Consider the following 19,938-nt stretch of genomic DNA (forward strand, 5'->3'; position numbering starts at 1 on the left):
ATTTGATCCGTCTGCCGCTGCTTGTTATGCATTTACGGCCCCCAATAATCAAATTTGAAGACCGTCCCTTCAGGTATTTCAAACTGGATTTCGCCACAAGCTTCAATAGTGTGAACCCCTGGCGCTATCTCCATAATTTCACCTAATTCATGAGTCCATACATTTCCATCAAGCTCGATTGGGTAACAATACTCCCCATTATCTTCTATTACGGTGAAATAGGTTTTCCCATCATCTGAAAGAGAGACATCACCACGGAGATGATCATCCCCTGAACATGAAGCTAGGCATGCAGTGAAAACACCTAAAATTGCGAGTCTCATCCGGTCACTCCCTGCATAACAGCTTATTAGTGCGAATTCCCGGTTAAGGAAGTTATCCACAGCAAGGGTAACTCTCACTAATAAAGATTTTATTTAATAATAACACCAAGTTATCAGGTGTTTTTCTCACACGCAATCAAGAAAAAGTCATAAAAAACGAGCCTTCACTTATTCGAGCCTTCATTGGCTCGCTATGCAATTTATTTTTTAATACATATCAGATACCTATATTTCATTGGCACATAAACGAGCCATTTTTTTCATTACATAACGTGCCAAAACAAGCACCTCCTAACTCATAGGGATCGCCCATTCCCGTTAAGATTCGCGCTTTCGATTTCGGCTAGATATGTAATTATTCCTGCGGCCTTAATTCAGCGCCTATTTTCACTGCGCGCTCGATCCCTGTGCTGAGAAGTTTTATTATTGGCGTACAGTAAACTAAAGAGCCCGAGCATTATGGCCCACCCAGCTTGTTTAAATTGTAATTCCCCCTATGTGTACCAAGATCAAAATCAGCTTATTTGCCCCGAGTGTGGCTATGAGTGGGACCCGGCTCAACTGGCCGAAGAAGAGCTTATCACCGCCAAGGATGCCAACGGCACCGAACTGAATGCCGGCGACAAGGTGACGCTGGCTAAAGACCTTAAGGTCAAAGGTAGCTCCATGATTATGAAAATAGGCACCAAGGCGCAGATCCGCAGCATCAAAGACAGCAAAGACCACGAACTGGATTGTAAGGTTGATGGCGTCGGCGAAATGATGATCACCGCCAAGTTTGTTAAAAAAGCCTAATCAAGGTTAATCATCGCCTCTTTGCGGCTGGCCTTTCCTGCCAGCCTTTAACACCCCCCCTAGTCTTCTTTTTACATTAGCGGTCAATAGGTAAGCTGTTGATTGCGAACTTTTAATTGCATCTGACATAAATAAAGACGTTCAAAAAAGCAAAAAAGCAGTACTAAATTACTAATTTATTTGTTGCTGTTTTGTAAACTTTAACTAACCTAAATCTGGTACTAAAGGTCAATTGGAATTGGGTCGTATCTTTTTGCCCTCATAAACTCTTCCCTTTATTAATATAGGTTCGACAATGAACAGACAGATCACAACAACAACCAGCGCAGTTGCTCTTGCCATTAGTTCCGCGCTAAGCTTTTCGACCCTTGCCAACGACTTAACTATGGCGCCAAATCAACCCTCGAAATTAAATACGCAGCTAAACGTACAGCAAAAAGCAATTCAAACTAATACTGAGCGCCGTATATATATCGTTGAACTTGAATCCGCACCCGTGGCCACCTATGAGGGTGGCGTTAAGGGCCTAGCACCAACCAGTAATAAAATTACCGGGGCAAAGAAACTCAATACTCAAAGCAAGCCGTCACAGGCCTATAGAAAATTTTTAAAAGAGCAACAACGCCAGCTATTAGACAGCACCAAGATGAATAATCGCGTCAAATACGATTATCAATGGGTGTTTAACGGCATGGCGCTGGAGATGAGCGCTGCCGAGGCTAAACGCATGGCCAGTATGCCGGGTGTTAAAAGCATTGCCCTGGAACGCCATGAAACCCTAAATACCGATTCTGGACCACAGTGGATTAATGCCGATGTTATTTGGGGCAATTCACCGAGCAATGTGCCCCATTCTCAAGGCGAAGGCATAGTGGTGGCTGTGCTTGATACCGGTATTAATGCGGATCACCCTTCATTTGCAGCAACAACCTCTGACGGCTATCAACATATCAATCCTTTGGGCTCTGGTAACTATGTTCCCGGCAGCTATTGCGATATTGCCGATGCCAGTTTTTGTAACGACAAGCTTATTGGCGCCTGGTCGTTCGTCCCCTTTGACGCTAACTATCCATCGCCAGAGGACAGTGACGGGCACGGCTCACACACCGCCAGTACGGTAGCGGGAAATCACCTGAGTGCTGAAATATACGCACCGACAACAAGCATGACGCGCGCTATCTCAGGTGTTGCACCTAGGGCTAATATAATCGCCTACGATGTGTGTATCGAAACCTGCCCAGGCTCTGCGCTATTGGCCGCTGTAGAGCAAGTTGTAATTGATGCCTCCAACTTACCCAATGGGATTCACTCGCTTAATTACTCCATCTCTGGTGGCAGCAATCCCTACAATGACTCCGTTGCCCTGGGCTTTCTTAATGCCACTGCCGCCGGTATTTATGTCGCTACCTCTGCCGGTAATGGCGGGCCCGGCGCATCAACGAATGGCCACAATGCGCCCTGGGTAGGCACTACGGGCGCCAGTACACACACCCGCGTACTGGCCAATAGCCTAATCGATATGAGTTCGGATACCGACGGCCTCGCCGATATACATAGTGTTGGATTCACTTCTGGCTATGGCCCTGCACCCATTGTCTATGCGGGTGACTACCCGACCAATAATGGCTCCAGCAATGACACCCAGCCCGCTCAGTGTCTAGAGCCTTTCCCTGCTGGACACTTTGACGGTCAAATCGTGATCTGTGACCGCGGCGCCATCGCCCGGGTGGCTAAAGGTGCCAATGTTGCCGCCGGTGGTGCTGGTGGCCTGGTGTTGGCTAATTTAGCTGCGCAGGGTGAGTCGGTCTCCGCGGATGCTCACTTTATTCCAGGTATTATGTTGGCGCCAGTGACGGCGATACCCTCAAGGCTTGGGTTGCCTCGGTAACTAACCCGGTCGCGTCAATCAGTGGCTTCAGCGCACAAGATGATGCGCAAAGCGCAGATATCATGGCTGACTTTAGCTCTCGCGGCCCAAATAATCGACTTGATATAATAAAACCTGACATAACAGCACCTGGCGTCAGCATCTTGGCTGCGGTAAATACCAATGATCCGAGTGACCCCGCAGAATTTGGGTTCCTCAGTGGCACATCCATGTCTTCCCCCCACCATGCTGGGGCTGCGGCTATTTTATCGGCGGCGCGTCCCGACTGGAGCCCTTATATGATTCGCTCGGCATTGATGATGACCAGTGACAATTCAATGGTGCGCAAGGAAGATGGTGTAACCCCGGCGGACGCCTTTGATATGGGCGCCGGGCGTATTGATTTATCTCGTGCCGCCGAAGCCGACCTGGTACTGGATGAATCACCGTTAAACTTCTTTGCCGCCAACCCGGATACGGGAGGCGACCCAAAAACCTTAAATATCGCCAGTATGCAAGACAGCCAGTGTCTGGCCACTTGTAGTTGGACTCGCACCTTTACCAATGTCACCGCGAACACGGTTCATATGGACTTAACGACACAAAGTCATGGCGACGCCTCTTTTTCGGTAAGTCCCGCTCACCTCAAAGTAAAGGCCGGTGAAACTGCCACTGTGACAGTCACCGCAGACACTCGCTTTGCTAACGGCTGGCAGTTTGGTCAGGTCAACCTTAACCGAGATGGCGATGGCCCGGATCTACACCTGCCCATCGCCGTAAAAGCCATAGATACCACAGCAGCCGGCGTCCTAAGTAAAACCGTAAGCCAACCACAGGCACAGATAGGCGACACCCTTAACTATGTTATCCAGATAAACAATGGCCCATACACAGACGTTATTAACCTCAGTGACCATATTCCGGAGGAACTCGAAGTGGTTCCGGGCTCGGAATCGGCTGTGATAGATGGTGGCAGCACCCTGACCCCATTTACCATAGAGGGTAATCATGCGAGTTGGAGCGGCACACTCAATACCAGTGGGCTAGCCGTTAATGCCTCGCCCGCCCCATTCGGCTATGTTTCTTTGGCTAGCCTGGGCGTTAGCGCCTTTGGTTGCCCAAGCAACTGCGATGATGGTGGCACAGCCTTGAATGTACCTAGCTTTACCTACAATGGTGAGCAGTACAGTTCGGTGATCTGGTCGGTCAACGGTACCTTGGAAGCAGGTACAGCCAGCATGCGGGTGGCTCCTGCCCTCAATGCAAACATGCCAAACAATGCTTTGCCCAATAATCTGTTAGCGCCCTTATGGATGGATCTGAATATGGGTGTCAATGGTGACGGTGCCGAATGGCGCGTTGCCGTCCTCAGTGCCGGCTCTGACCAATACACAGTCTACGAATGGGACAATGTGCCTAAGTTTGGCGATGCCGCCAACCGCTATAGCTTCCAAATTTGGGTTCTCAATGGCCCAACTCAAGGTATCTGGTTCGCCTATGCGCAACTGGGAGATCTGAGTACGGCGACGGTCGGGGCTGAAAACAACAACGGCACCCTAGGCAGTAGCTACTGGTATAATGGCACTGGTACCGCTCCTGCAGTAGGCACGGATTTAAGCGTAGAGTCCGTAATCGGTGGTACGGCGACCTTTAGCTTTGATGCCAACGTTAAAAACTGTACAGACGGTTTTGCTAATATCGTTGAGGTTAATCACGATACCAAGCAAGATAAAGCGATGGCAGCGACCAGCTGTAACTGAATCTAACATACTTGCTATTACACAAACGCCACGGTTTTTTGCAGTGGCGTTTTTATATGCCTAGATAGGCATTGAGCAAGCAGTTCGCTGTTGTTAACTCTATCGGCAAAACGCATTGCAGACCGCATTGCAGACAACTTAGTCCCCTACCTAGACTGGTTGGGAGAGCATCAAGTAGGGATAAAAAAAGGAAGCACTTAGGCTTCCTTTTTAACTGAATTTGCTTGGCAAATTAGAATGACAAGTTATCGAGGATCTCGTCATCAACCAGGTTTGCCAGGGTTACCTTAAGCTTAGGCGTACGGGCCATTTCACGTTTAATCGCGAAGTTGGCTTCTTCGTTACGGGCCCAGCTACGGCGCGCAATACCATTGTTTACATCGAACAACAGCATGGATTTCAAGCGACGCTCGGCACCTTCGCTGCCATCAAGCAGCATACCGAAACCACCATTGGTCACTTCGCCCCAACCTACACCGCCACCATTGTGGATAGAGACCCAGGTTGCGCCACGGAAACTGTCGCCGATCACGTTGTGAATCGCCATATCCGCGGTAAAACGGCTGCCATCATAGATGTTTGATGTTTCACGGAACGGTGAGTCGGTGCCGCTCACGTCATGGTGGTCACGACCCAGTACGACCGGGCCAATTTCACCGCGATTAATGGCATCGTTAAAGGCTTTGGCGATTTCCATACGACCTTGGGCGTCGGCATAAAGAATACGCGCTTGTGAACCCACAACCAGCTTGTTTTGCTTGGCGTCTTTGATCCAGGTGATGTTGTCCTGCATCTGTTGCTGAATTTCTTCCGGCGACTCGGCCATGATCTTGTTCAGTACTTCTGCGGCGATGGCATCGGTTTTATCCAGATCTTCTGGCTTGCCTGAAGCACATACCCAACGGAATGGACCAAAGCCATAGTCAAAACACATAGGACCAAGAATATCCTGCACGTACGAAGGATATTTAAAGTCGATGCCGTTCTCTGCCATCACATCGCCGCCGGCGCGTGAAGCTTCAAGTAAGAAGGCATTACCATAGTCAAAGAAATAAGTGCCACGGGCCGTATGCTTGTTTACCGCATCGGCATGACGCTTCAAGGTCTCTTGTACCTTAACCTTGAATACTTCTGGCTCTTCACGGATCAATCGGTTTGACTCTTCAAACGAGATATCAACCGGGTAATAACCGCCCGACCAAGGGTTGTGCAGTGAGGTTTGGTCTGAACCCAGGTGAACAAAAATGTCCTCCTCGTAGAAGCTTTCCCACACATCTACAATGTTACCCACGTAGGCGATAGACACCACTTCTTCATTGGCTTGCGCCTCGCGTACACGCTTGATCAAGGCACCCATGTTGTCGATCAGCTCGTCAACCCAGCCCTGCTGGTGGCGCTTAATAGCGGCCTTGGCGTTCACTTCGGCACACACGGTAATACAGTTGGCGATGTTACCGGCTTTTGGCTGCGCACCACTCATGCCGCCCAGACCGGCGGTCAGGAAGATCTTGCCTTGTGGGCTTTGGCCTTTCTCAAGTACCTTACGGAAGGCATTCATCACCGTAATGGTGGTGCCGTGTACGATACCCTGCGGACCGATATACATAAATGAACCGGCGGTCATTTGCCCGTACTGAGTTACACCCAGAGCATTGAACTTTTCCCAGTCATCCGGCTTAGAGTAGTTCGGGATCATCATACCGTTAGTCACCACCACGCGCGGTGCATCTTCTGATGAAGGAAACAGTCCCATTGGGTGACCCGAGTAAATGTGCAAGGTTTGGTCTTTTTCCATCTCGCTCAGGTACTTCATGGTTAACAAGTACTGCGCCCAGTTTTGGAATACCGCACCGTTACCACCGTAAGTGATCAGCTCCTCAGGGTGCTGAGCAACGGCTGGGTCAAGGTTGTTATCAACCATCAACATAATCGCTGCAGCCTGCTCGCATTTCGCCGGGTAGTCAGAGACCGAGCGCGCCTTCATGTCATAGTTAGGCTTAAAGCGGTACATGTAAATACGGCCAAATTGCTTCAGTTCCTCAGCAAATTCAGCGGCAAGCTCCTGGTGCCATTCTTTAGGGAAATAACGCAAGGCGTTACGTACCGCCAGTTGCTTTTCCTCTGGGCTAAGAATGTCTTTACGCTTTGGCGCGCGGTTTACACCGGCCGGATATGGTTTAGGCTCAGGTAAAACACTGGGAATACCTTGCTTGATTTGTTCTTGAAAATTCATTGTTGTTTCCATAGCTAAAAGGCCTCCTTAGTTCACGCTAAACGCTTGTGCTTTTACCAGTGCGATCATGGCATCGATATCCGGCTTAAGTAGACGGTCTTCTTCAAGCTTGGCTACCTTCTCGCGAATAATGGCGAAGTTTTCTTCGATGATGTCGGAGCACTTGTTCGGACGACGGAATTCAATGGCCTGCGCCGCATACATCAACTCGATGGCAAAGATCTTTTCCAGGTTGCCCAGGATTTGATTCAGTTTTCGACCTGAGATGCTGCCCATGGATACGTGATCTTCCTGACCCATAGAGGTAGGTACGCTGTCCGCCGATGGTGGGAAGCACAGTGATTTGTTCTCTGTTACCAGGGCCGCAGTGGCATACTGCGGGATCATCATGCCCGAGTTAAGGCCGCCTGAAGTGGTCAATAAACGCGGCAGACCGTGCAGGCCTTCAAGCATTAGGTAACAACGGCGGTCGGAGATATTGCCAAGCTCGGCAGCAGCAATCGACGCATAATCCAATACCATGGCCAGAGGCTGACCGTGGAAGCTGCCGCCAGAAATCGCTTCTTCTGCACTGATCACGATTGGGTTATCGGTCACCGAGTTCATCTCGATTTCTACCAGCTCTTTAAGGTGGTTAAAGGCGTTACGTGATGCGCCGTGTACCTGTGGGATACAACGCAGCGAGTAAGGGTCTTGTACGCGATCGCAGTCAGTGTGTGCAGCCATGTTTTGTGAGCCGTTGAAGAACATACGCATACGCTTAGCGACTTCGATGTTGCCTTCAAACGGACGAGTTGCATGCAGCTCTTCTCTAAAGGGTGAGCCACTGCCCTGCATGCCTTCGATGCTCATGGCACCGGCTAAATCGGCTAGATCAAGCAGGTAACGCATCTTGGTCAGCGCCGTGATACCGTGTGACAGAATAAACTGGGTACCATTGATAAGAGCCAGACCTTCTTTGGCGTGCAGCTCAAGCGGCGCTAGGCCATTGGCTTCAAGTAAATGGGCCGCAGCTACGGGTTTGCCATCTTGCCAGAACTCACCTTCGCCAATAAGTGGCAGGAATAAGTGTGAAAGCGGTGCCAGATCACCCGATGCACCGACCGAGCCCTGCTCTGGTACCACAGGAATAAGGTCAAGCTCTAGGAAGGCCAACATACGCTCTACCACTTCCAGGCGAATACCCGAGAAGCCTTGGCTTAGGGCGTGCACCTTAGTGATCAGCATCAATTTAGAAATTGATTTAGCGATAGGCTCACCCACACCTACGGCATGAGTGATCAAAAGGTTCTTTTGTAAAAGATGGGTTTCTTCTGGTGAGATTTGCGTATCGCACAAAGGGCCAAAGCCAGTGTTGATACCGTAAACGGCCTTATCTGAAGCGGCCATCACGTCGACATTCTGACGGCTTTTATTAATTTTATCTAAGGCTTCCTGGCAAAGCTCGGCTTTAATGCTGCCATCATTGATGCCGTTAACAATATCAAGATTTAGCTGGTCTACACCATATCTAAACGTCATCTTATTCTCCTAACTTGTTGTCTGTACGAAGCAATACTTGCTTAATTAAACCATGCTAACTTGCCAGAGATGTTTTATAAATACATAATATTCGTAATTCATTCCGGTTTTATCGAACTAAACTTATCTAATTAAACATCCATCTCGAATTAAGGGGATCAAGTGCAAGTCCATGATGTAGACCTACGCTTACTGCGTATCTTTGTGGCCATAGTTGAGTGTGGCGGATTGGCGGCGGCGGAATCGCGCCTGAGCATAGGCCGCTCCACCATAAGTTCACATTTATCGGACTTAGAGGTACGCCTGGGCATTAAACTCTGTAAACGCGGGCGCAGCGGTTTCGAGCTTACCGAGCCCGGGCGCATCACCTATCAGGCCTCTTTGGAGCTGTTACAGCAATGCGAGGCCTTTGCCAGCACGGTCGCGACCTCAAAAAATGAATTATCCGGTCGGGTTAGTCTGGCGATCATAGATACCCTGGTCAGCGACCCCCGTTGCGCCGTTGCACATGTTATTGCCGAGCTTAAGGAGCGAGGCAGCAACGTTCAGTTCGATATCAATGTGTGTGAGGCGCGGGAAGTTGAAACCTCTGTAGTCAATGGCCGGGCGCTGGTGGGCATAGGCGTCAGTCGCCATCATTTAAGGGGCCTTGATTATTACCCGCTTCATGATGAAACCAACTACTTGTATTGTGCGGCGGGCCATCCCCTGTTCGACTGTGAACCCTCCGCCGTGAGTGATCTGCTAGCCGATGCGGAAGTGATCACCAGTAACTATATGCGTGACCGGGAAAGCCGCAACGATGGTTTAAATTATCAAAACAGTGCCATCGCCTACCATGATGAAGGCATCGCCCATTTAATTTTATCCGGGAAGTTTATCGGCTATCTGCCCGAGCATTATGCCCGGCATTGGGTTGATAAGGGGGGGTTTAAAGCCATCGAGCCCGAAGTGTATCGCTACACCATACCGGTAGTTTTGATCACTTCTAAAAATAACTCAGCCTCGCCGCTGGCGCAGGCATTGATAGAAGAAATGAAGCGCTGCCACCTGTAGGTCGGGATTTTATCCCGAAAAAAAACACATATTCTCATTTTGTCGGCCTGAAGGCCGACCTACAAATCGACCGACAAAAAACCCGCCAGAAGGCGGGTTTTTCTTAAGCGTTATGCGAGATTACCAACCGGTTTTCTCTTTAAGCGCTTTACCGATATCAGCAAGTGAACGTACAGTTTGTACGCCAGCTGCTTCAAGGGCTGCGAACTTCTCGTCAGCAGTACCTTTACCACCGGCGATGATGGCACCAGCGTGGCCCATACGCTTACCCGGAGGAGCAGTAACACCAGCGATGTAAGATACTACAGGCTTAGTGACGTTTTCTTTGATGTACGCTGCCGCTTCTTCTTCAGCTGTACCGCCGATCTCACCGATCATTACGATAGCTTCAGTTTGCGGATCTTTCTCGAACATCTCTAGTACGTCGATGAAGTTAGTACCAGGAATTGGGTCACCACCGATACCTACACAGGTAGACTGACCGAAGCCAGCGTCAGTAGTTTGCTTAACCGCTTCGTAAGTAAGAGTACCAGAACGAGATACGATACCTACTTTACCAGGCTTGTGGATGTGACCAGGCATGATACCGATCTTAGTTTCACCCGGGGTGATAACACCTGGGCAGTTAGGACCGATCATGCGAACGCCAGTTTGGTCAAGCTTAACTTTAACGTCAACCATGTCTAGCGTTGGGATACCTTCAGTGATACAAACGATAAGCTCGATGCCAGCATCGATAGCTTCAAGGATTGCATCTTTACAGAAAGGTGCTGGTACGTAGATTACTGATGCAGTTGCGCCAGTTGCTTCTACTGCGTCACGTACTGTGTTGAACACAGGTAGACCAAGGTGAGTTTGACCGCCTTTACCAGGTGATACACCACCTACCATCTGCGTGCCGTACTCAAGTGCTTGCTCAGAGTGGAAAGTACCCTGACCACCAGTGAAACCTTGGCAGATTACTTTAGTGTCTTTATTAATTAGTACAGACATTATTTGCCCTCCGCAGCAGCAACAACTTTTTCAGCAGCGTCTGTTAGAGATTCTGCAGCAATGATGTCTAGACCTGAGTTCGCAAGAACGTCACGACCTAGTTCAGCATTAGTACCTTCAAGACGTACAACTACAGGAACGTTTACGCCAACTTCTTTAACTGCACCGATGATGCCTTCTGCGATCATGTCACAACGTACAATACCGCCGAAGATGTTAACTAGAACAGCTTTAACGTTGTCGTCAGAAAGGATGATCTTAAACGCTTCAGCTACACGCTCTTTAGTCGCGCCGCCACCAACGTCTAGGAAGTTAGCTGGCTTACCGCCGTGTAGGTTTACGATGTCCATAGTACCCATTGCTAGGCCTGCACCGTTAACCATACAACCTACGTTACCGTCTAGTGCAACATAGTTAAGTTCCCACTGTGCAGCGTGAGCTTCACGCTCGTCTTCTTGCGAAGGATCGTGCATAGCGCGGATTTTAGGCTGACGGTACAACGCGTTACCATCAACACCGATTTTACCGTCTAGACAGTGAAGGTTACCTTCTTCTGTGATTACTAGAGGGTTGATTTCAAGTAGAGCGAAATCGAAATCGTTGAACATGTTCGCAAGACCCATGAAGATCTTAACGAATTGCTTCATTTGTGTTGGGTTAAGACCCAATTTGAAGCCTAGTTCACGAGCTTGGTAAGCTTGAGGACCAACTAGAGGATCGATCTCAGCTTTGTGAATTAGTTCAGGCGTTTCTTCTGCAACTTGTTCGATTTCAACACCGCCTTCAGTTGACGCCATGAAAACAACTTTACGTGAAGCGCGGTCGACAACAGCACCAAGGTAGAGTTCGTTAGCAATGTCTGTGCAGCTTTCTACAAGGATCTTAGCAACTGGCTGACCGTTTTCGTCAGTTTGATAAGTTACTAGGTTTTTACCTAACCAGTTTTGAGCGAAATCTTTGATCTCTTGTTTGCTGTCAGCAAGTTTTACACCGCCCGCTTTACCGCGGCCACCGGCGTGAACCTGACATTTAACAACCCATTTGTCACCACCGATTTTATCAGCAGCTTCAGCAGCTTCTTGAGGCGTGTCACATGCGTAGCCTTCAGAAACTGGTAAACCATATTCGGCAAAAAGTTGTTTTGCCTGATACTCATGCAAATTCATGATGCTTTATCCAATTTTTTGTACTAAAAGAGCTGAATAAATATGCAATTTATTCAACCATCCCAAATTGCGCACCTAGTATAGTTCTCATGGCAATGCTTGAAAACCCTAGTACGACTAAAGGTGGCAAAAAAAAGCTGCGACAAGGGTCGCAGCTTAATTTATATGCAATTTTGACGCTTATACGTCTAATAGAAGACGTGTAGGATCTTCTAACATCTCTTTGATGGTTACCAAGAAGCCTACCGACTCTTTACCATCGATTTGACGGTGGTCATACGATAGTGCTAGGTACATCATAGGTAGGATCTCTACCTTACCGTTAACCGCCATAGGACGGTCTTGGATCTTGTGCATGCCTAGGATTGAAGACTGCGGCAAGTTGATGATAGGCGTAGAAAGCAGTGAACCGAATACACCACCGTTAGTGATGGTGAAGTTACCACCTGTCATATCTTCAACAGTTAGTTTGCCATCGCGGCCTTTGATCGCTAGATCTTTGATGCCTTTTTCGATTTCAGCAAGAGACAGCTTGTCACAGTCACGAAGAACCGGAGTCACTAGACCACGCGGAGTAGATACCGCGATGCTGATGTCGAAGTAGTTGTGGTAAACAATATCATCGCCGTCGATTGACGCGTTTACTTCTGGGAAGCGCTTAAGTGCTTCAACAACTGCTTTCACGTAGAAAGACATGAAACCTAGACGGGTACCGTGACGCTTCTCGAATACTTCTTGGTATTGCTTACGAAGATCCATGATTGGCTTCATGTTTACTTCGTTGAAGGTAGTCAACATGGCTGTTGAGTTCTTCGCTTCAAGTAGACGATTAGCAATGGTCTTACGTAGACGTGTCATAGGAACACGTTTTTGCGTACGGTTGCCAACAGGAGCAGGCGCAGCAGCGGCTGTGCTTTCTTGCTTAGCAGGCGCGCTCTTGATGAAGGCATCAACGTCTTCTTTAGTTACGCGACCATTTTTGCCAGAACCCTTGATTTGCGAAGCATCCAGGCCTTTCTCGGCAATTAGGCGGCGTACAGAAGGCGTTAGCGCATCGGCAGCGCTGTCGTCACTTGACGCTTCAGCCGCAGGAGCGGCGGCTGGTGCAGCACCGGCTGTGGCGCCAGCGATTAGCTTACCAATTACTTGTTCACCAAGTACTGTGTCGCCTTCACCATGGATGTGCTCACCCATTACGCCATCTTCAGGTGCTACCACCTCAAGAACAACTTTGTCAGTTTCGATATCAACCAGGTTTTGGTCGCGGCTTACCGCTTCACCAGGTTGTACGTGCCATGTTGCGATTGTTGCATCAGCAACAGATTCTGGAAGTACAGGAACTTTAATATCCACTTCTTTACCTTCTTGTGCGCCAGCAGCAACTGGAGCGGCTTTGTCTTCAGATGGAGCTGGTGCAGCACCAGCGTCAGCGGCATCAGCTTCACCGATAATGGCAATTACCTGCTCGGCCAGCACTGTTGCGCCTTCTTGTTCTTTGATTTCAGTGATCACACCATCAGCAGGTGCAACAACTTCTAAAACAACCTTGTCGGTTTCGATGTCAACCAGGTTTTGATCGCGACTTACTTTGTCGCCAACACTCACGTGCCACGTTGCGACCGAAGCGTCAGCAACTGACTCAGGAAGAACAGGAACCTTGATTTCTGTGGTCATCTCTTATCCCTTATTTTTTAATGGTAAGCGCGTCAGCGACTAACGCTTGTTGTTCTTTAGTATGTACGGCCATATAACCACATGCAGGTGCTGCAGAGGCTTTACGACCTGCGTATGTTAGGTTGGCACCCTGTGGAATTGAATTCCAGAAGTGATGCTGCGAGCAATACCAAGCGCCTTGGTTTTGCGGCTCTTCCTGACACCATACAAAGTCTTTCACATGGCTGTAACGCTCAACAATGTTCGCCATTTCCTGATGCGGGAATGGGTATAATTGCTCAACGCGCACAATAGCAATATTGTCGATTTCCAGCTTACGACGCTCTTGCAGTAGTTCGTAGTAAACCTTACCGCTACAGAAAACCACACGCTCAACTTTCTTCGCATCGATATCATCGATCTCGTCGATCATGTTGTGGAATACGCCTGCAGAAAGTTCTTCCAGAGACGATACCGCAAGCGGGTGACGTAGTAATGATTTCGGCGTCATTACGATAAGCGGACGACGAAGAGGACGTACCGCCTGACGACGTAGCATGGCGTAAACCTGTGCTGGAGTCGAAGGCACACATACCTGCATATTGTGGTCGGCACACAGCTGAAGGAAACGCTCAAGACGTGCCGAGCTGTGCTCTGGGCCCTGACCTTCATAGCCATGTGGTAGCAAACAAGTTAGACCACAAAGACGGCCCCACTTCTGCTCACCCGAACTTAGGAATTGGTCGAATACAACCTGAGCACCGTTGGCGAAGTCGCCGAATTGCGCTTCCCACATAACCAGTGACGTTGGCTCTGCCGTGGCATAACCGTATTCGAATGCCAGTACCGCTTCTTCAGAAAGCACCGAGTCGTATACTTCAAACTTACCTTGCGCTTCGCTGATATGCTGTAGCGGCAAGTAAGTAGAAGCGTCAGCTTGGTTGTGTACAACCGCATGACGGTGGAAGAAGGTACCACGACCTGAATCCTGACCCGTTAGGCGGATGTCCGTGCCCTCTTCAACCATGGTTGCGTAAGCAAGCGTTTCCGCCATACCCCAGTCCAGTAACTTGTCACCGGCGGCCATGGCTTTACGGTCGTCGTAAATTTTCTTAACGCGAGACTGAGCCTTGTGGTTTTCAGGGTAAGACGCTACCTTGTTACCAAGCTCTTTAAGCTTTTCAACAGATACGCTGGCATCGTATTGGGTATCCCAATCGTGACCCACGAACTTAGACCACTCTGAAGAGTGCTTGGTCTCTGGCTCAATTTCTTCAACCACACAGTGACCATCATCAAGACCACCGCGATAGGTATCGACCAGGTTCTTGATTTCTGCCTCAGTGAACAGGCCTTCAGAAATCAACTGCTGCGCATAGATTTCACGAGGAACCGCGTGCTTCTTGATCTTTTGATACATCAAAGGCTGAGTTGCATTTGGCTCGTCAGCTTCGTTGTGACCGTGACGACGGTAACATACCAGGTCGATAACCACATCGCGCTTAAACTGATTACGGAAATCAAGAGCGATTTGGGTAACCATGGCAACTGCTTCTGGGTCGTCCGAGTTGACGTGGAAAATCGGTGCCTGAACCATTTTAGCGATGTCGGTACAGTAATCTGTAGAACGTACATCATCTTGGTTCGAGGTTGTAAAGCCAACTTGGTTGTTGACAACGATACGTACGCTACCACCTACCTTAAAGGCATTGGTTTGCGACATATTGAAGGTTTCTTGCACCACGCCCTGACCGGCGATCGCCGAGTCACCGTGAATGGTGATAGGCAGCGCTTTAGAGCCGCTTTCGCAACCAAGACGGTCTAGACGAGCACGCACCGAGCCCATAACTACCGGGTTTACGATTTCCAAGTGCGACGGGTTAAATGCAAGTGCCATATGGACACTGCCGCCAGCGGTTGCGAAATCAGACGAGTAACCCATGTGGTATTTCACGTCACCCGAGCCTAGCGTGTCATTGTGCTTACCGGCGAACTCATCGAACAGCGCCGATGGGTTTTTACCCAGTACGTTAACAAGCACGTTTAGACGACCACGGTGGGCCATACCAATAACCGCTTCCTGTTGACCGCTTTCACCTGCACGGTGAATAAGCTCTTTCAACATAGGTACTAGGGCGTCACCACCTTCCAGTGAGAAACGCTTGGCGCCTGGGAATTTAGCACCCAGGTACTTCTCTAGACCATCGGCGGCAATCAGACCTTTTAGAATACGCTTTTTAGTAGCGCTATCGAATTGCGGGCGAGCCTGCACCGATTCTAAACGCTGTTGTAACCAACGCTTTTCTTCGGTCGATGTGATGTGCATGTATTCAGCACCAATAGAACCACAATAAGTAGTCTTAAGTGCTTGATAAAGTTCACCCAGTTTCATCATTTCACCGCCGGCAGCGAATGAACCTACATAAAACTCAGTGTCGAAATCTTCTTTGGAAAGGCCGTGGAATTCTAAGTCTAAATCGCGTACGCGCTCACGCTGCCATAGACCCAAGGGGTCAAGGTTCGCGTTTTGATGACCACGGAAACGAAAAGCATTGATAAGTTGCAGAACTTTGATCTGTTTCGGGTCAGCTTGACCCCCTTCTGCAATAATTACTTCTCGGTGTTTATTTTTTGCCAGTTCGGCGAATTCGGCTCTAACTTGTGAATGTTTGGTTTCTACATCCACGCCTTCCACTTTTGGAAGTTGTTCGAACACTACACGCCATTCTTCTGGCACTGAAGTCACATCATCAAGATATGCTTCATAAAGCTCCTCAACATAAGCAACGTTGCCGCCGTATAGATGAGAAGACTCTAGCCATGCCTTCATCACACCATCGTGCATTTATAAGCCCTTTTATCTAGCGCAGATTTACATTGTCTAGCCTACTCAATAATTGAGTAAGTGATCGAAGAATGGCCAGACAGATGTCTAGCCATTCTTTGCGTTATTATGCCCTTAAACAGAACGATTAAGAAGCATTGATTTGATTTGACCAATCGCTTTAGTCGGATTCAAGCCTTTCGGGCACACGTTGACACAGTTCATGATATTGTGACAACGGAATACGCTAAATGCGTCGTCCAAATCGGCCAAGCGTTCTTCGGTTGCCGTATCACGGCTGTCCGCTAGGAAGCGGTATGCGTGTAGCAAGCCCGCAGGGCCAATAAATTTGTCTGGGTTCCACCAGAAACTCGGACAAGAAGTAGAACAACAGGCACACAAGATACACTCGTATAGGCCATCAAGCTTATCACGCTCTTCAATTGACTGAAGACGCTCGCCTGCTGCCGGTGTGTCGTTGATCAGGAACGGCTTCACTTTCTCGTATTGGGTATAGAACTGAGTCATATCAATAACGAGGTCGCGCACTACAGGTAGACCTGGAAGTGGACGAATGATCACCTTACCCTTGCCGTTTTTCTGCAACGCAGAAATAGGCGTGATACATGCAAGGCCGTTTTTGCCGTTCATGTTAACACCGTCAGAACCACATACACCTTCGCGGCAAGAACGACGGAATGCCAGGCTTGGGTCTTGTTCTTTTAACAGAATCAAGGCATCAAGCACCATCATATCGCGGCCTTCTTCCACCTCTAGGGTGTATTCCTGCATGCGCGGTGCGTTATCCACATCTGGATTGTAACGATAAACAGATAATTCTAAAGTTGCCATCGTCATCTCTCCTAGTAAGTACGAGCTTTAGGTGGGAACGCTTCACGCAATTTAGGCGCGTAGTTAACGTCACGTTTTGACATCTGCTCAGTCTCAGGGTTGTAGATACTGTGACATAGCCAGTTGTCATCATCACGCTCTGGGAAGTCGAAGCGTGAGTGTGCACCACGACTCTCGGTACGGAAGTTAGCTGCAACTGCCGTTGAGTACGCGGTTTCCATAAGGTTGTCTAGCTCTAGACACTCAATACGCTGGGTATTGAAGTCACTTGATTTATCATCAAGACGGGCGAACTGTAGACGCTCACGGATTTCTTTAAGTTCTTTAAGACCCGTTGCCATGGCATCGCCTTCACGGAATACCGAGAAGTTAAGCTGCATACACTGCTGTAGATCTTTCTTAATTTGAACTGGGTCTTCACCTTGACCAGGCTTAGATGTTTCCCAACGATTGAAGCGCGCAAGAGCACCATCAATGTTGTCAGTTGAAGCATCACGCTGTGCTTGGTAATCATTCAGGTAAGTACCTAGGAAGTTACCGGCGGCACGGCCGAATACCACAAGGTCAAGTAGTGAGTTACCGCCTAGACGGTTAGCACCGTGTACAGATACACAGGCAATCTCACCTACCGCGAATAGACCTTCAACCAGTGTCTCATTACCTTGACCGTCTACGTTCAGAACCTGACCGTTAACGTTTGTAGGCACACCACCCATCATGTAGTGACAGGTTGGGATTACTGGAATTGGCTCTTTTGCAGGGTCAACGTGAGCGAATGTTTTCGCCAGGTCACATACGCCAGGAAGACGTAGGTTAAGGGTTTCTTCACCCAGGTGGTCTAGCTTCAGCTTGATGTGAGGACCCCAAGGACCTTCACAACCACGACCTTCACGGATCTCAGTCATCATTGAACGAGCAACAACGTCACGAGAAGCAAGGTCTTTGGCGTTTGGCGCATAACGCTCCATGAAACGCTCGCCGTCTTTGTTTAGAAGGTAACCACCTTCACCACGACAACCTTCAGTAACTAGTACACCCGCGCCGGCGATACCGGTTGGGTGGAACTGCCACATTTCCATGTCTTGCATCGCAACGCCGGCACGTGTTGCCATACCAACACCGTCACCTGTGTTGATGTGCGCGTTTGTAGTAGAGGCGAAGATACGACCTGCACCACCGGTTGCAAGAACCACGGCTTTCGATTTGAAGTAAACAACTTCACCGGTTTCGATGTCGATTGCAGTACAACCAACAACGGCGCCGTCGTCGTTTTTAACTAGATCAAGCGCATACCACTCAGAATAAACGTTGGTTTTGTTTTTAACGTTCTGTTGGTATAGGCAGTGTAGCAGTGCGTGACCTGTACGGTCGGCAGCAGCCGCTGTACGAGCCGCTTGCTCACCACCAAAATTCTTAGACTGACCGCCGAAAGGACGCTGATATACACGGCCATTTTCAAAACGTGAGAATGGTAGACCCATGTTCTCAAGCTCGGTAATAGCTTCCGGGCCAGTTTTACACATGTATTCGATAGCGTCTTGGTCACCGATGTAATCAGATCCTTTAACGGTATCGTACATGTGCCATTCCCAGTTATCCTCGTGCGAGTTACCTAGCGCAACTGTGATACCACCTTGCGCAGAAACTGTGTGTGAACGAGTTGGGAAAACTTTAGAAATAAGAGCACAAGACTTGCCCGATTCGGTGATAGCTAGTGCTGCACGCATACCCGCGCCGCCGGCACCAATTACTACCGCATCAAATTCGCGAACTGAATATTTCACTTAAACACCCCATAGTACGAATAGGCCGATCACTACGTAAGCAAGAGCCATAAGGTTTAGTACGAAGCCAAGAAACGCGCGTAGTTGAGCGTTCTTTACGTAGTCAGTTAATACCTGCCATAGGCCGATGCGTGTATGCACCATGATGCAAATTAGTGCCACCAGGGTGAACACTTTCATCGCTAGATTGCCGAATAGGCCTGACCATGCTTCATAGGTTAGTGCTGGAGTGCAAAGCAGATAACCAATAATAAATAGTGCGTAAGCACTGATAACTAGCGCTGTAGCACGAAGAGATACGAAATCCTGAACGCCATTGCGCTTAAGAGATGCTTGATTTAAGACCATAGCCAAACTCCCGCTAAAACAGCAACAATTACCCATAACACTAGGGCTGCTTTAGCCGTCGCGTTACCTGAGTCTAATTCTTTCCACGGGCCCAAATCTTGGACTAAGTGGCGTACACCTGCGATGAAGTGATACGAAAGAACGGTGAGGGTACCCCAGGCGATAAATTTGGCAACAAACCCGGTTAACAGGCTTTTGACAAATTCAAATCCTTCCGGAGAAGATAGAGACTCAGCCCATGCCCAAATCACAAAGGTCAAGGCAAAGAACATTGCTACACCGGTGACGCGGTGAAGAATTGATGCTTTGGCCGTTGCTGGCATAGAGATGGTCGTTAGATCGAGATTTACAGGTCTTTGCTTTTTCACAGTTACTTGCCCATCTTGCTCACATTGAAAAATAGAGCCATCTACATTGTTTTTATAACCATTTATGCATCACTGCATAAATGCGCTCACAGAAATAAACCGTAGACATGCGAAAAATTCACTTTAGGTGTTCGACTTTAAAGCGAATTTCCACTGATTTGTCATAATCGGTTTACTCAAAGACGTTACGGTATTGAACCTCAGACAGTATATAAGTCTGTAGAGGATATTACAATTCTTGTTTAGTCTCGCAGGTTTGCGAATTAGCCATTGGTATAATATTTAATCTGTGAGGAATATTTATTATACCTAGATGCATTAAAATTGACTTTCTACCCCTCTTGTACGTTAGAATGAGCGCAATTTGCTTAACATTAGTATCACGCATAACAGCA

Annotated in this window: 15 protein-coding genes and 1 pseudogene; 5 read left to right on the forward strand and 11 right to left on the reverse strand. The window is 48.6% G+C overall.

Annotated elements, in window-relative coordinates; all coding sequences use genetic code 11:
• Positions 1–32: 32 nt before the first annotated feature.
• Positions 33–323 (reverse strand): hypothetical protein, encoded by a 291-nt coding sequence (locus tag C2M17_RS01075; RefSeq protein ID WP_105199031.1) that lies wholly within the window; start codon positions 321–323, stop codon positions 33–35.
• A 459-nt stretch (positions 324–782) separates the two neighbouring features.
• On the opposite strand from C2M17_RS01075, the gene C2M17_RS01080 reads away from it, so the two are divergent.
• The 4 genes and pseudogenes from C2M17_RS01080 (at position 783) to C2M17_RS01090 (ending at position 4,745) form a co-directional block, all read left to right on the forward strand.
• Positions 783–1,118 (forward strand): zinc ribbon domain-containing protein YjdM, encoded by a 336-nt coding sequence (locus tag C2M17_RS01080; protein ID WP_105199032.1) that lies wholly within the window; start codon positions 783–785, stop codon positions 1,116–1,118.
• 295 nt (positions 1,119–1,413) lie between these two features.
• The gene (locus C2M17_RS01085) at positions 1,414–3,006 is read left to right on the forward strand and encodes a S8 family serine peptidase (RefSeq protein ID WP_105199033.1); all 1,593 of its coding nucleotides are present in this window, start codon (positions 1,414–1,416) and stop codon (positions 3,004–3,006) included.
• Between the two features lie 14 nt (positions 3,007–3,020).
• Positions 3,021–3,311 (forward strand): annotated as a pseudogene (locus tag C2M17_RS16105) (S8 family serine peptidase); the annotation flags it as partial.
• A gap of 57 nt (positions 3,312–3,368) precedes the next feature.
• Positions 3,369–4,745: a hypothetical protein gene (locus C2M17_RS01090; protein ID WP_267894396.1), complete on the forward strand. Its 1,377-nt coding sequence runs from the start codon at positions 3,369–3,371 to the stop codon at positions 4,743–4,745.
• 232 nt (positions 4,746–4,977) lie between these two features.
• On the opposite strand, the gene C2M17_RS01095 is transcribed toward C2M17_RS01090, so the two are convergent.
• On the reverse strand, positions 4,978–6,990 hold the full coding sequence (locus tag C2M17_RS01095; RefSeq protein ID WP_105199035.1) for a urocanate hydratase: 2,013 nt from the start codon (positions 6,988–6,990) through the stop codon (positions 4,978–4,980).
• A gap of 15 nt (positions 6,991–7,005) precedes the next feature.
• Entirely contained in the window at positions 7,006–8,499 is a 1,494-nt protein-coding gene (hutH, locus tag C2M17_RS01100) for a histidine ammonia-lyase (RefSeq protein ID WP_105199036.1), read from the reverse strand.
• Positions 8,500–8,661: 162 nt separating this feature from the next.
• Here hutH and C2M17_RS01105 point away from each other — a divergent pair, with 162 nt between their 5' ends.
• Entirely contained in the window at positions 8,662–9,555 is an 894-nt protein-coding gene (locus C2M17_RS01105; protein WP_105199037.1) for a LysR family transcriptional regulator, read from the forward strand.
• Positions 9,556–9,675: 120 nt separating this feature from the next.
• Here C2M17_RS01105 and sucD read toward each other — a convergent pair whose 3' ends face one another.
• The 8 genes from sucD to sdhC all read right to left on the reverse strand — a co-directional run bounded on the left by sucD (position 9,676) and on the right by sdhC (position 19,543).
• Positions 9,676–10,548 carry a succinate--CoA ligase subunit alpha gene (sucD, locus tag C2M17_RS01110; RefSeq protein WP_105199038.1) on the reverse strand — a complete coding sequence of 291 codons (873 nt, stop codon included), beginning with the start codon at positions 10,546–10,548 and terminating at the stop codon, positions 9,676–9,678.
• Positions 10,548–11,714: an ADP-forming succinate--CoA ligase subunit beta gene (gene sucC, locus C2M17_RS01115; RefSeq protein WP_105199039.1), complete on the reverse strand. Its 1,167-nt coding sequence runs from the start codon at positions 11,712–11,714 to the stop codon at positions 10,548–10,550. The genes sucD and sucC overlap by 1 nt, the downstream gene beginning before the upstream one ends.
• Before the next feature lie 180 nt (positions 11,715–11,894).
• On the reverse strand, positions 11,895–13,388 hold the full coding sequence (odhB, locus tag C2M17_RS01120) for a 2-oxoglutarate dehydrogenase complex dihydrolipoyllysine-residue succinyltransferase (RefSeq protein WP_105199040.1): 1,494 nt from the start codon (positions 13,386–13,388) through the stop codon (positions 11,895–11,897).
• 10 nt (positions 13,389–13,398) lie between these two features.
• Positions 13,399–16,212, reverse strand: a complete 2,814-nt coding sequence (locus C2M17_RS01125; RefSeq protein WP_105199041.1) for a 2-oxoglutarate dehydrogenase E1 component — start codon at positions 16,210–16,212, stop codon at positions 13,399–13,401.
• Between the two features lie 114 nt (positions 16,213–16,326).
• Complete coding sequence (locus tag C2M17_RS01130; RefSeq protein WP_105199042.1) at positions 16,327–17,043, reverse strand: succinate dehydrogenase iron-sulfur subunit; 717 nt, start codon at positions 17,041–17,043, stop codon at positions 16,327–16,329.
• 11 nt (positions 17,044–17,054) lie between these two features.
• On the reverse strand, positions 17,055–18,827 hold the full coding sequence (gene sdhA, locus C2M17_RS01135) for a succinate dehydrogenase flavoprotein subunit (protein ID WP_105199043.1): 1,773 nt from the start codon (positions 18,825–18,827) through the stop codon (positions 17,055–17,057).
• Positions 18,828–19,175, reverse strand: a complete 348-nt coding sequence (gene sdhD / locus C2M17_RS01140) for a succinate dehydrogenase, hydrophobic membrane anchor protein (protein WP_105199044.1) — start codon at positions 19,173–19,175, stop codon at positions 18,828–18,830.
• A complete protein-coding gene (gene sdhC, locus C2M17_RS01145; RefSeq protein ID WP_105199045.1) occupies positions 19,166–19,543 on the reverse strand; it encodes a succinate dehydrogenase, cytochrome b556 subunit in 378 nt (125 codons plus the stop codon). Before sdhC ends, sdhD begins: the two co-directional genes overlap by 10 nt.
• Positions 19,544–19,938: the final 395 nt, after the last annotated feature.

This window comes from Pseudoalteromonas sp. T1lg10 (assembly GCF_002964545.1).
Lineage (GTDB): Bacteria > Pseudomonadota > Gammaproteobacteria > Enterobacterales > Alteromonadaceae > Pseudoalteromonas.